The 13,756-nt window shown below is 44.9% G+C and carries 10 protein-coding genes; 6 read left to right on the forward strand and 4 right to left on the reverse strand.

The window, feature by feature from the left end; all coding sequences use genetic code 11:
• Window positions 1-103: 103 nt before the first annotated feature.
• The gene (gene groL / locus AB5443_RS23920) at window positions 104-1,741 is read right to left on the reverse strand and encodes a chaperonin GroEL (RefSeq protein WP_022136821.1); all 1,638 of its coding nucleotides are present in this window, start codon (window positions 1,739-1,741) and stop codon (window positions 104-106) included.
• Between the two features lie 43 nt (window positions 1,742-1,784).
• A complete protein-coding gene (locus tag AB5443_RS23925) occupies window positions 1,785-2,057 on the reverse strand; it encodes a co-chaperone GroES (RefSeq protein WP_004314007.1) in 273 nt (90 codons plus the stop codon).
• Window positions 2,058-2,302: 245 nt separating this feature from the next.
• Here AB5443_RS23925 and AB5443_RS23930 point away from each other — a divergent pair, with 245 nt between their 5' ends.
• A complete protein-coding gene (locus AB5443_RS23930) occupies window positions 2,303-3,349 on the forward strand; it encodes a L,D-transpeptidase (RefSeq protein WP_368114550.1) in 1,047 nt (348 codons plus the stop codon).
• 681 nt (window positions 3,350-4,030) lie between these two features.
• Here AB5443_RS23930 and AB5443_RS23935 read toward each other — a convergent pair.
• Window positions 4,031-4,204: a hypothetical protein gene (locus AB5443_RS23935; protein WP_162842103.1), complete on the reverse strand. Its 174-nt coding sequence runs from the start codon at window positions 4,202-4,204 to the stop codon at window positions 4,031-4,033.
• A gap of 145 nt (window positions 4,205-4,349) precedes the next feature.
• Here AB5443_RS23935 and AB5443_RS23940 point away from each other — a divergent pair, with 145 nt between their 5' ends.
• The 5 genes from AB5443_RS23940 to AB5443_RS23960 all read left to right on the forward strand — a co-directional run bounded on the left by AB5443_RS23940 (window position 4,350) and on the right by AB5443_RS23960 (window position 12,192).
• On the forward strand, window positions 4,350-5,819 hold the full coding sequence (locus AB5443_RS23940; protein ID WP_022136679.1) for a 4Fe-4S dicluster domain-containing protein: 1,470 nt from the start codon (window positions 4,350-4,352) through the stop codon (window positions 5,817-5,819).
• The gene (gene hydE / locus AB5443_RS23945) at window positions 5,800-6,846 is read left to right on the forward strand and encodes a [FeFe] hydrogenase H-cluster radical SAM maturase HydE (protein ID WP_073342707.1); all 1,047 of its coding nucleotides are present in this window, start codon (window positions 5,800-5,802) and stop codon (window positions 6,844-6,846) included. The genes AB5443_RS23940 and hydE overlap by 20 nt, the downstream gene beginning before the upstream one ends.
• Window positions 6,843-8,264, forward strand: a complete 1,422-nt coding sequence (gene hydG, locus AB5443_RS23950; protein ID WP_195662775.1) for a [FeFe] hydrogenase H-cluster radical SAM maturase HydG — start codon at window positions 6,843-6,845, stop codon at window positions 8,262-8,264. The genes hydE and hydG overlap by 4 nt, the downstream gene beginning before the upstream one ends.
• A gap of 59 nt (window positions 8,265-8,323) precedes the next feature.
• The gene (gene hydF, locus AB5443_RS23955) at window positions 8,324-9,562 is read left to right on the forward strand and encodes a [FeFe] hydrogenase H-cluster maturation GTPase HydF (RefSeq protein WP_368114549.1); all 1,239 of its coding nucleotides are present in this window, start codon (window positions 8,324-8,326) and stop codon (window positions 9,560-9,562) included.
• A gap of 86 nt (window positions 9,563-9,648) precedes the next feature.
• A complete protein-coding gene (locus AB5443_RS23960; protein WP_277135720.1) occupies window positions 9,649-12,192 on the forward strand; it encodes a S9 family peptidase in 2,544 nt (847 codons plus the stop codon).
• 150 nt (window positions 12,193-12,342) lie between these two features.
• Here AB5443_RS23960 and hisS read toward each other — a convergent pair whose 3' ends face one another.
• Window positions 12,343-13,707, reverse strand: a complete 1,365-nt coding sequence (hisS, locus tag AB5443_RS23965) for a histidine--tRNA ligase (protein ID WP_277135721.1) — start codon at window positions 13,705-13,707, stop codon at window positions 12,343-12,345.
• Window positions 13,708-13,756 lie beyond the last annotated feature (49 nt).

Raw genomic sequence — 13,756 nt, forward strand, 5'->3', positions numbered from 1 at the left:
AAGCAGCATAGCCAAAAGAAAATATAGCAGAACTGTAAAATATAAAAGAGGTTGCGCCAACGTTTTGACACAACCTCTTATATTCATTCAAAGGAAACCGGAATTACATCATTCCGCCCATACCTCCCATTCCGGGAGCGCCCATCGGCATTTCAGGTTTGTCTTCCTTCTTTTCTACGATAACACATTCAGTAGTCAGGAACATACCAGCGATAGAAGCTGCATTTTCCAAAGCTACACGAGCAACCTTAGCAGGGTCTACCACACCGGCAGCGTGCAAGTTTTCGTAAACGTCCGTGCGGGCATTGTAACCGAAATCACCTTTTCCTTCACGTACTTTCTGAACAACTACTGCACCTTCTTTACCAGCGTTGGCAACAATTTCGCGAAGCGGTTCTTCGATGGCACGTTTGATGATACCAATACCGGTTGTTTCGTCGGCATTGTCACCCTTCATACCTTCGATGCTGTCGATAGCACGGATGTAAGCTACACCACCGCCCGGGATGATACCCTCTTCGATAGCAGCACGGGTTGCACGCAATGCATCGTCTACGCGGTCTTTCTTTTCTTTCATTTCCACTTCAGAAGCAGCACCTACGTAAAGAACAGCTACACCACCTGACAATTTAGCCAGACGTTCCTGCAATTTCTCACGGTCATAGTCAGACTTGGTTGCAACGATTTGAGCCTTGATTTGCTCGCAACGTTCTTTTATGCCATCCTTGTTGCCGGCACCGTTTACGATAGTAGTGTTATCCTTAGAAACAGTTACTTTGTCGGCAGTACCCAACATTTCGATAGTAGCCTGTTCCAGTTTCAGGCCTTTTTCTTCGCTGATAACAACACCACCTGTCAGGATAGCGATATCTTCAAGCATTTCTTTACGACGGTCGCCGAAGCCCGGAGCTTTCACAGCACAAATCTTCAACTGAGAACGCAGACGGTTTACTACCAGTGTAGTCAACGCTTCGCTATCTACATCTTCTGCGATTACCAACAGAGGACGACCAGTCTGTACAGCCGGTTCGAGGATAGGCAAGAAATCTTTCAGGTTAGAAATTTTCTTGTCGTAGATCAGGATGTAAGGTTTCTCCATCTCACATTCCATTTTTTCCGTATTAGTTACGAAGTAAGCCGACAGATAACCACGGTCGAACTGCATACCTTCCACTACACCGATAGTAGTGTCAGTACCTTTCGCTTCTTCGATAGTGATAACACCGTCTTTGGAAACTTTACGCATAGCGTCAGCAATCAATTTACCGATTACCGGGTCATTGTTTGCAGATATGGTAGCAACCTGTTCGATTTTGTCATAGTTGTCACCTACCGTCTCAGCCTGTGATTTGATTGATTCCACTACTTTGGCAACGGCCTTGTCGATACCACGTTTGATATCCATCGGGCTTGCACCGGCAGTTACGTTCTTCAAACCTTCAGCTACGATAGCCTGAGCGAGAACGGTTGCGGTAGTTGTACCGTCACCGGCATCATCACCTGTCTTGGAAGCAACTTCCTTTACCAACTGCGCACCTGTATTCTGATAAGCGTCTGCTAATTCGATTTCTTTTGCTACTGTCACACCGTCTTTGGTGATGTGAGGCGCACCAAATTTCTTCTCGATGATAACGTTACGTCCTTTCGGGCCAAGCGTTACTTTTACTGCATTTGCCAAAGCATCAACACCTTTTTTCAATTGGTCGCGGGCGTCGATATTGAATAATATTTCTTTTGCCATCTCTTTATTTACTATTTAAAGATTTATGATTTACTATTATTAATTAACCCAAAACAGCGAGAACATCGCTCTGACGCATGATAAGATATTTAGTACCTTCAACGTCAAGTTCTGTTCCGGCATATTTGCCATAAAGAACCGTATCGCCTACTTTCAATACCATTTCTTCGTCTTTCGTACCGTGACCTACTGCCACAACTTCACCCTTCAAAGGTTTTTCTTTTGCTGTATCAGGAATAATGATACCACCAATTGTTTTTTCTTCTGCAGGTGCAGGGAGAATAAGCACTCTGTCTGCTAATGGTTTAATGTTCATAGTTACTTTTTTTATATTTTAGTTATACATTTAATAGTAGATACTATCCGTCTTTCTCAAGCGGAACGCTAAAGACATTGCGAAAAGCGTGCCAAAGTAGATAAATGATTCTTTGTCAGAAATTGACTGACAAAATGACTGACAACCCATACCATCTGGCAAAAAAGTATATTTGTTCCATACTTTTTAAACAAAATAAAAGGTTTATTCCTTATAATGACGTATATTCGTAAACAGACCATTTAATGCATTGTACTAATAATATGAATAAAATAGCATCCGGCATATTTATCGCCTCTTGCATCTTCTGCTCCTGCAATTCGCGTACAGGAGAGGTTTCGTCTGCCGAAATCCAGCCATCGGATTCATTAATACAGGACACGATTACTGAAACCGCCGTTAAACCTGTCGTTAAAAAGCTGACAGGGGAACAGATACAACTCACCAAAGATTTACTCTATGACAAATATACACTGGATGATACCTATCCTTATAAAGATACTACCCGGCAGTTTCAATGGGATAAAATAAAAGAACGGTTGGCCTTGCTTGAGAATATACAGCTACAACCCACTACATGGGCTATTCTTCAGAACTATAAGAACAGGAACGGGGAAGCTCCCCTTGTAAGGAATTTCATGAGAAATGCTTACGGACGAGTGGCAGACACTCTCGGAGTGGAGCGGTATCAATCTGTCCCACTCTATCTGCTCACTGACACATTAGTAGCCGAGCGTTACGGTCAGGACGGTGAACTGACCCGTTTTATAGAAGATGGAGAAAAGTTTGTCAAAGCGGAGCCGATATTCACGGGGGACGAGTGGATGATTCCCAAGAAATATGTGAAAGTTATCGGAGATACGATTGTATTCAACAAAGCTGTTTTCGTAGACCGGCACAATCAGAATATCACCTCTCTTGAACGTAGTGGAAAAGGGGAATGGATAGTGCGCAGCATGAATCCCTCCACTACCGGACGCCACCTTCCGCCATATGCGCAGGAAACTCCTTTAGGTATGTTTGTATTACAGGAAAAGAAGGCCAAAATGGTATTTCTCAAAGACGGTTCGAAAGAGACAGGCGGTTATGCGCCTTATGCCAGCCGTTTCACGGATGGAGCCTATATTCATGGAGTACCTGTCAATGCTCCCCGCAAGACGCTGATAGAATACAGTCCGTCATTAGGAACAACTCCACGCTCTCATATGTGTGTACGAAATGCAACTTCCCACGCCAAATTCATTTATGACTGGGCTCCGGTAAATGAGACTATTGTTTTTGTATTAGAATAAAATTCAAACAATCAGATTACATAAAAGAAGTGTTATAATCATTATTATCACCATCTCCACAAAAAAGTTTTCATCGTTTTTGCCCTCATACTCTCATAAATCGTCTCAAAACCTTTATCCATCAGCATTTCAGCTATGAGAGCACCCTATGAGAGCACCCTGATAGTAAAAGTTACCCTCATACCTGCCTACACGTACTTCAAGCCATTAATATCTGATGTTCAAAGTATTAACAGTTATCCCGTCAAGTATTAACACCCTACATCCCAAACATTAATAGTTGAGGAATCAGGTATTAATACATAAGAAACAACATAATAATGACTGATAAACGATTCGATACTATCTGGAACAACAGATAGAATAATCTGTAGATACAAGATAAAGAATTATATCCTATAAGATGAGTGTCCGTTTCCCCATAGGGAAACGCCAGTTTCCTCGTAGAGAAACGACTGTATCCCCATAGGGAAACGGGCGTTCCCTCGTAGAGATACGAGAGTTTCCATTATTAGAAACGAAAGGGAACTGCAAACGATTGATAATCAACAATACAGTTTCATATGATGATGATTAAAGATTATAGGTTAGCCATATATTTCCAAAGCGGAGCGGCATTCAGTGACTGCATGATTTCATAGTTTTCACCGGAATACCACACCTTTTCCTGTTTTCTATCTTTTATTCGTCTATGTCGATACAGGTAATCTCTATCCCCTGTATTTGTTCCAGGTATTTCTTGGTCGAACTAACCAGTGAACTTCCCATATAGAATAAAAACATCAAGCTGATAATAACCATCAGTGCGCCAATCATTGCAAACCGGCTGCGTTGTTCTAAAATACTGCTGCTCATACCTCTGTCTCCTCTCCTTTTTTGTCTACTACAAAGATAACGCACGGGGGCTACAAAAAAATGACAAGAATGTTACAAAAGACTTAAATATTGAAATTCTGTTCGTATCTTTGCACCGGCTAACTAACAACCTCTTTATTACAATATGGCATTTACGAATAATATTATGATTGTCCGGCACAAATTGCTGGCTGACCTTGTCAGACTCTGGAAAAACGACCAGTTGGTAGAAAAGATAGACCGACTCCCGATTGAGCTGAGTCCGCGGAAATCAAAACCGTTGGGACGCTGCTGCGTACACAAAGAACGGGCAGTGTGGAGATACAAGACTTTTCCGCTGATGGGACTGGATATGACAGACGAACACGATGAAGTGACCCCGCTTTCCGATTACGCACGCATGGCGTTGAGTCGTCCCGAACCGGAAAAGGAGAATATCATGTGCGTCATTGACGAAGCATGTTCTTCCTGCGTACAAATCAATTATGAAATAACGAACCTTTGCCGCGGCTGTGTAGCCCGCAGTTGCTACATGAACTGTCCGAAGGATGCGATACGTTTCAAGAAAAACGGTCAGGCCATGATTGACCATGACACATGTATCAGTTGCGGTATCTGTCACAAGAGCTGTCCTTATCATGCTATTGTGTATATTCCTGTGCCTTGCGAGGAAGCTTGTCCGGTAAAGGCTATCAGTAAAGATGAACATGGCATAGAACATATCGACGAAAGCAAATGTATCTATTGCGGTAAGTGTATGAATGCTTGCCCGTTCGGTGCTATCTTCGAGATTTCACAAACTTTCGATGTGCTGCAACGGATTCGGAAAGGAGAAAAGATGGTTGCCATCATTGCTCCGTCCATTCTCGGACAGTTCAAGACTTCCATCGGACAGGTATATGGCGCTTTCAAGGAAATAGGATTCACCGATGTAATCGAGGTGGCCGAAGGCGCCATGGCGACTACCAGCAATGAAGCCCATGAATTACTGGAGAAACTGGAAGAGGGACAGAGTTTCATGACTACTTCCTGTTGCCCTTCTTATATAGAATTGGTAGAGAAGCATATTCCGGGTATGAAACCTTATGTATCCACCACCGGTTCACCAATGTATTATGCGGCACGGATTGCCAAAGAGAAGCATCCGGACGCAAAAATCGTATTCGTCGGCCCTTGCGTGGCTAAACGCAAGGAAGTACGCCGCGATGAAGCCGTGGACTACATTCTGACGTTTGAAGAAGTGGGTTCTATCCTCGACGGACTGGATATTCAGTTGGAGCAGATGCAGGAGTTTTCCGTATTGCATACTTCCGTTCGCGAAGCACACGGTTTTGCCCAGGCAGGCGGCGTGATGGGAGCGGTGAAAGCTTATCTGAAAGAGGAAGCGGAGAAAATTAATGCGATACAGGTATCGGACATTAACAAGAAGAATATAGCTCTGCTACGTGCTTGTGCCAAGACAGGAAAAGCTGCCGGGCAGTTTATCGAAGTGATGGCTTGCGAAGGTGGATGCATCACCGGGCCGAGTACGCACAATGACATTGTTTCAGGACGTCGCCAACTGGCACAGGAGCTTCTCAAACGGAAAGAGAGCTATGAAACAATGGATAGATAAATTACGGAAGGAAAGGACACTCCGGCAGGAAGAACTCCGGCAACTGTTGACTGAATGTGACGCAGAAACCCTGCGAACCATCAACCGGCAGGCACGGGAAGTAAGTCTGCTCCACTTCGGAAACAAGATTTATATCCGTGGCCTGATTGAGGTCAGCAACTGCTGCCGGAATAACTGTTATTATTGCGGTATCCGAAAAGGAAACCCGAATATCGAGCGTTACCGGTTGACTGTGGAAAGTATCCTGGATTGCTGTAAGCAAGGTTATGACCTGGGATTCCGTACTTTTGTACTGCAAGGCGGGGAAGACCCTGCCTTGACGGACGACCGGATAGAAAAAACAGTCTCCGCCATCCGTCAGAATTATCCGGATTGCGCCATCACCCTGTCGCTTGGTGAAAAGCCGCGCGATGTGTATGAACGTTTCTTCCGGGCAGGCGCCAATCGCTATTTGCTCCGTCACGAAACCTACAACGAACAGCATTACGGGCAACTGCACCCGGCAGAAATGTCCGGCAAACGGCGTTTGCAATGCTTGCAGGATTTAAAGGACATCGGTTATCAGACGGGAACAGGAATCATGGTCGGCAGCCCCGGACAAACGGTGGAGCATATCATCGAAGATATCCGGTTTATAGAAAGGCTTCACCCTGAAATGATTGGCATCGGCCCTTTCCTGCCCCACCATGACACGCCTTTTGCCGGATATCCCGCCGGCACGGTGGAGCAGACCCTTCTTTTATTATCCATCTTCCGCCTGATGCATCCGACCGCACTGATTCCGGCAACAACGGCTTTGGCCACACTTGCTCCTGATGGCAGGGAACGGGGAATATTGGCAGGAGCGAATGTAGTCATGCCCAATCTGTCCCCCCGTGAAGAACGGAAGAAATATGAATTATACAATGACAAGGCTTCACTCGGAGCAGAATCCGCCGAAGGACTGGCCACGCTGCAAAAGCAACTGCACGCCATCGGCTACGAGATTTCCACCGAAAGAGGTGACTTTAATACAACAGAATTATGATATACCAAGCAGATTCATCAAAAGCGGAAGAGTTTATCCACCACGAGGAGATTCTGAATACACTGGAATACGCACAAAACAACAAGGATAACCGTGCACTGATTGAACAACTTATTGAAAAAGCTGCCCTGTGCAAGGGATTGACCCATCGCGAGGCAGCCGTCCTGCTGGAATGTAACCAACCTGACCTGATAGAACGTATCTTTCATCTCGCTAAAGAAATCAAACAGAAATTTTACGGCAACCGCATCGTGATGTTCGCACCGCTTTATTTATCGAATTATTGCGTAAACGGTTGTATATATTGCCCGTATCATGCCAAAAACAAGACTATCGCACGCAAGAAGCTGACACAGGAAGAAATCCGAAGGGAAGTGATTGCCTTACAGGATATGGGACATAAGCGTCTGGCTCTCGAAGCCGGGGAGCATCCGTCACTGAATCCGATAGAGTATATCCTTGAGTCTATCCGGACAATTTACAGCATCAAGCACAAGAACGGCGCAATCAGGCGGGTGAACGTCAACATCGCCGCCACTACGGTAGAGAACTATCGCCGCCTGAAAGAAGCGGGTATCGGCACGTATATCTTATTTCAGGAAACATACCACAAAGAAAACTACGAAAATCTCCACCCCACCGGCCCGAAAAGCAACTACGCTTATCATACCGAAGCGATGGATCGTGCCATGGAAGGGGGAATTGATGATGTAGGAATAGGCGTTCTTTTCGGTCTGAATACGTATCGGTATGACTTTACAGGCTTGTTGATGCACGCCGAGCATCTGGAAGCCCGGTTCGGTGTAGGCCCTCATACGATTAGCGTTCCGCGCATTTGCTCGGCAGATGATATTGACGCGGGAGATTTCCCGGATGCTATTTCCGATGAGATATTCAGCAAGATTGTAGCCGTAATCCGCATTGCGGTTCCTTATACGGGAATGATTATTTCCACCCGTGAGTCGCAGGAATCCCGGAAGAAAGTGCTCGAACTGGGTATTTCGCAAATCAGTGGCGGTTCGCGTACCAGTGTGGGCGGATATGCGGAAAAAGAATTGCCTGATAATAATTCCGCCCAGTTCGATGTAAGCGATACACGGACATTGGACGAGGTAGTCAACTGGTTGCTTGAACTTGGCTATATACCCAGTTTCTGCACGGCCTGTTATCGGGAAGGAAGAACGGGCGACCGGTTTATGTCCTTAGTCAAATCCGGTCAGATAGCCAATTGCTGCGCTCCGAATGCCTTAATGACTTTGAAAGAATACCTGGAAGATTATGCTTCGGAAGATACGCGCCGAAAGGGTTTGGAACTTATTCTAAATGAAACGGAACGAATCCCTAACCCTAAAATCAGAGAAATAGCTATCCGGAATCTTAAAGCCATCGCTGAAGGCAAAAGAGACTTCAGGTTTTAGGGCAAGGTGCCCTGCCAAATTTCCATGCGGATAGAGACTAATTAAAATATAGAAAGAATATGAGCCTAACAGATACCCCAAATGCCAACAGACTTCATATAGCCCTTTTCGGTAGACGGAACAGCGGCAAGTCTTCTCTTATCAACGCATTGACAGGACAGGATACCGCCATCGTCTCGGATACGCCCGGGACAACGACCGACCTTGTTTCCAAGGCAATGGAAGTTCACGGCATCGGGGCTTGTCTTTTTATGGATACTCCGGGATTCGACGACGAGGGGGAACTTGGAGAAATGCGTATCGCCCGGACATTGAAAGCGATTGAAAAGACGGACATTGCCTTGTTGCTTTGTGAAGATGACTCGTTCTTTTGTGAAAACAAAAAACCGGAGCAACCGGAAAGTGAAATGTTCGAGCAACCGGAACACGAAATGTTGAAGCAACTGAAAGAGAAGAATATCCCCGTCATCCTGATACTGAATAAGATTGATATACGTAAAAATATTGATACGTTGGCTGCACGTATTGAGCAGCAATATAACCAGCGCCCGTTGCTTGTCAGCGCGAAAGAAAGAACAGGAATCGAGGAAATCCGACAGGCGATTCTTGAAAAACTTCCTTCGGACTTCGGGCAGCAAAGTATCACCGGAGCTCTTGTCGCAGAGAATGACCTCGTATTGCTAGTCATGCCGCAGGATATTCAGGCGCCTAAAGGCAGGCTTATCCTGCCTCAAGTGCAGACTATCCGTGAACTATTGGATAAAAAATGCCTTGTGATGACTTGTACCACTGACAAACTATCGGAAACCTTAAAAGCTCTCGCCCGCCCGCCGAAGTTAATCATCACCGATTCGCAAGTCTTTAGAACTGTCTATGAACAGAAACCGGACGAAAGTAAACTGACTTCTTTCTCGGTTCTCTTTGCCGGATACAAGGGGGATATTCATTATTATGTAGAAAGTGCTGCCGCTATTGAAAGCCTGACGGAATCGTCACGCGTACTGATAGCGGAAGCTTGTACGCACGCTCCCCTTTCCGAAGATATAGGAAGAGTGAAACTTCCGCATTTATTACGAAAAAGAATCGGTGAGAAACTGCAAATCGACATAGTTAGCGGAACGGATTTCCCCCAAGACCTGACTCCTTACTCTTTGGTCATCCATTGCGGAGCATGTATGTTCAACCGCAAGTATGTACTCAGCCGCATTGACCGTGCACGGGAGCAGCATATTCCCATGACGAATTACGGAGTAGCCATTGCTTATCTCAATGGAATACTTAATCAAATAGAATACTAAAAAGAAAGCTATTTAGTTGTATGCTAAAATCAGAATCCTTACATTTGTCCGAATCTATTATTAACCTCTTTATTAATTTACAACACATGAAAAAGAAAAGAATGGTCTTTACCATTTTTCTGGCGACCGGGCTTGCTTTGCAAGCACAGGCACAAGAGAAACTGACAGAGTACAAAGTAAGAAATGCTATCGAAATCCGTACCCCTATCATGAACGACAGCATTAACCCGAAAGGAGAAAAACATTCTGTAAAGATGTTGCTCAAAACTCCGGTAGTACTGGACTTACCGGACGCACAGATGCAAACATTGACTGTCGATACGGCAGGCTATCTAAGTTTTGAAAAAGCAGGGCAAAACAACAAGCTCTACTTGTTTAAAACACAAATACGTGCAGAACGTTTCCTGAAAGGAAAACTGAAAGTAACTTCTCCCGTCCGTTGGGAAATGTTTATTGACGGAGTTTCCAAACAGACGAAAGACGCCGCCGAAGACAGCATAACTTCCGCCTCATCCCGCGAAATAGCCATCACTATGGAGCCGGAACGCGATTATGAAATTACTTTCAAACTGCTTTCCGCTTCGGAAGACAAAGTAGCCCCTACCCTGAAATGCGAATTGATTAAAGATGATAAATTCAAGGAAATCGCCTGCACGCTTACTCCCGATGCCAAGCAACGCTTCTCACTCGACAATACAGTGTATGGAAACCGGACAATCTCTGTCGCCGTTTCTCCCAGCGGGAAGTATTTATTAACCCGCTATTGGGATAATCATTCCTCCAAACGTTCACGCACATATTGCAAACTCAGCGACTTAAAAACCGGAAAGGTTCTTTTGGACAACGCAAGAGACGGCATGCGATGGATGCCGAAAAGCGACAAGTTGTATTATACAGTTACGGCACTAAGCGGAAATGACGTAATTGCCCTCAATCCCGCCACCCTTCAAGAAGAAGTGATTTTAAAAGGAATACCCGAACAAGGTTTCACCTGGTCGCCCAATGAAGACTTCCTTATTTACTATCCCAGGGAAGAAGGGGAAAAGGAAGAAGGCGCTCTCCGCCGTATTGTAAGTCCGGCAGACCGTATTCCTAATACCCGTGGACGCAGTTTCCTGGCTAAGTACGACATAGCCAACGGAGTTTCCGAACGGCTGACTTATGGCAATCACAGTACTTACTTACAGGATATTTCTCCTGACGGAAAGTATATGATATACAGCACTTCCAAAGAAAATATCACCCAACGTCCTTTCTCCCTATCTTCTCTCTATATCGTAGATTTAGAGACTCTGAAAGTAGATACTCTCTTCCAAAACGAAAGATTCCTGGGCGGTGCCAGCTATTCACCGGACGGAACACAGTTGTTACTGACCGCAAGTCCCGAAGCATTCGGCGGCATCGGCAAGAATTGCGGCAATCATCCCATAGCTAATGATTTCGATACGCAAGCCTTTATCATGGACTTGGCTACCCGCAAAATTCAGCCGATAACCAAAGATTTCAACCCTACCGTAAGTCCGCTTCAATGGAATCGCGGTGACGGATGCATCTACTTCAACACGGATGACGGCGACTGCAAGAACATCTACCGCTATTCTCCGAAAAACAGAAACTTCGAGAAACTGAACCTGGAAGAGGATGTTATCAGTGCTTTCAGCTTATCAGAATATAACCCGGCTATTGCCGCCTATATCGGTCAGTCGGATACAAGTTCAGGAGCTGCCTATCTGTACGATATAAAGAAAAAGACTTCCCGCCTGCTGTCCGACCCGATGAAACCTATTTTGGATAAAATAGAATTAGGTAAAACAGAGCCTTGGAACTTCACTGCTTCAGACGGAACGGTTATCACCGGAAAAGTGTGTCTCCCACCCGACTTCGACCCGAACAAGAAGTATCCTATGATTGTCTATTATTATGGTGGAACCACTCCTACGACACGTGGCATCGGAAATCCATATTGCGCACAACTGTTCGCTTCACGTGATTATGTAGTATATGTCATTCAGCCTAGCGGTACTATCGGCTTCGGACAGGAATTTTCCGCACGCCACGTCAATGCCTGGGGAAAACGTACTGCCGATGATATTATCGAAGGAACGAAACAGTTCTGCAAAGAACACTCGTTTGTGGACGCAAAACGAATCGGATGTATCGGTGCTTCTTACGGTGGATTCATGACTCAATACTTGCAGACTCAAACCGATATCTTCGCTGCCGCCGTATCTCACGCAGGAATCAGTGACGTGACCAGTTATTGGGGAGAAGGTTACTGGGGATATTCATACAATGCGATTGCGGCTGCCGACAGCTATCCCTGGAAGAATCCGGAACTGTTCACCAAGCAAGGTTCCCTATTCAATGCCGACAAGATTAACACTCCGTTGTTATTACTGCATGGAACTGTTGATACAAATGTACCTATCGGGGAAAGTATCCAGCTTTTCAATGCGCTGAAGATATTAGGTAAGACGGTAGAGTTTATCACAGTAGATGGTGAAAACCATTTCATTTCTGATTACGATAAGCGTATCAAATGGCATAATTCTATCATGGCCTGGTTTGCACGTTGGTTGCAAGACCGTCCCGAATGGTGGAATGAGTTGTATCCGGAACGTCATTTGTAATCCTTATGGCAATTCCGCTATAATTTATCTATAACGTTCCGAAACGTACAATCTTTAAAATAAGATACAATCTCTAAAATAAGAAAGGTGTCGCTGATTCTACAGTCAACGACACCTTTTATTATATCCTTATTTATCTATTATCTCCGCTTATTTCTTCACAGCAGCAATCAATTCTTCTGCCGAAACAAGGTTCTGTTCTCCTGTCTCCATATTCTTCAGCATTGCTTTGCCCTCATTCATCTCGTTTTCGCCTACAATAGCTACAAACGGAATATTCTTCGCATTGGCATAGCTCATCTGTTTCTTCATCTTGGCAGCATCCGGGAAAATCTCCGCACGAATACCGGCTGCGCGTACTTTAGCCAGGATTCCCATAGAGAAGGCAGCTTCCTTTTCACCGAAGTTGATAAACAGGATTTCCGTTCCGTTCACAGCTTCTTTCGGGTAAAGGTCGAGCTGATTCAATACGTCGAAGATACGGTCTGCACCAAAAGAAATACCGACGCCCGATACTCCTGCCATACCGAACACACCGGTCAGGTTATCATAACGGCCGCCACCTGTGATACTACCGATTTGTACATCCAGCGCTTTTACTTCAAAAATAGCACCTGTATAGTAGTTCAGTCCGCGAGCCAAAGTCAGGTCAAGTTCGATTTCATTCTTCAGTCCCATTGCCGACAATGTATTCAGAATGAATTCGCTTTCTTCCACTCCCTTCATTCCCACTTCACTGGCAGACAATACATTCTTCAATGTCGCCAGTTTCTCCGTATTCGTTCCGCTAAGAAGGATAATCGGCTGCAACTTGGCGATAGCCTCATCGCTGATGCCTTTATCTTTCAACTCGGCATTTACGTTATCCAAACCGATCTTATCCAGTTTATCTATGGCAACGGTTATATCGACAATCTTTTCCGACTCGCCGATAATCTCGGCAATACCGGAAAGAATCTTGCGGTTATTAATCTTAATACACACACGGATATTGAAACGGCTGAACACCGTATCGACAATCTGCATCAACTCCACTTCATTCAGTAAAGAATCACTGCCTACCACATCAGCGTCACATTGATAAAATTCACGGTAACGTCCTTTCTGCGGACGGTCGGCACGCCACACCGGTTGGATCTGATAACGTTTGAACGGGAAAGTGATTTCATCACGATGCATCACCACGTAACGCGCAAAAGGTACTGTCAAGTCATAACGCAACCCTTTCTCACAAAACTTACTTGCCAACTTGGCAGCATTGCGGCTCAACAGTTCTTCGTCAGTTATCCCGGAAAAGTAATCTCCCGAATTCTGAATCTTAAAGAGTAGTTTATCCCCTTCATCACCGTACTTTCCCATCAGCGTAGAAAGCATCTCCATCGAAGGAGTCTCTATCTGCTGGAATCCATACAAATGATATACGTCACGAATCGTATTGAATATATAATTACGCTTCGCCATCTCTACCGGCGAAAAGTCACGAGTTCCTTTAGGAATACTTGGTTTTGCTGCCATAATATTACTGTTTATAATTTTAATTGCGCAAATTTACTGCAAATTTCCG

This window comes from Bacteroides sp. RTP21281st1_H5_RTP21281_210402 (genome assembly GCF_040918965.1).
Lineage (GTDB): Bacteria > Bacteroidota > Bacteroidia > Bacteroidales > Bacteroidaceae > Bacteroides > Bacteroides congonensis.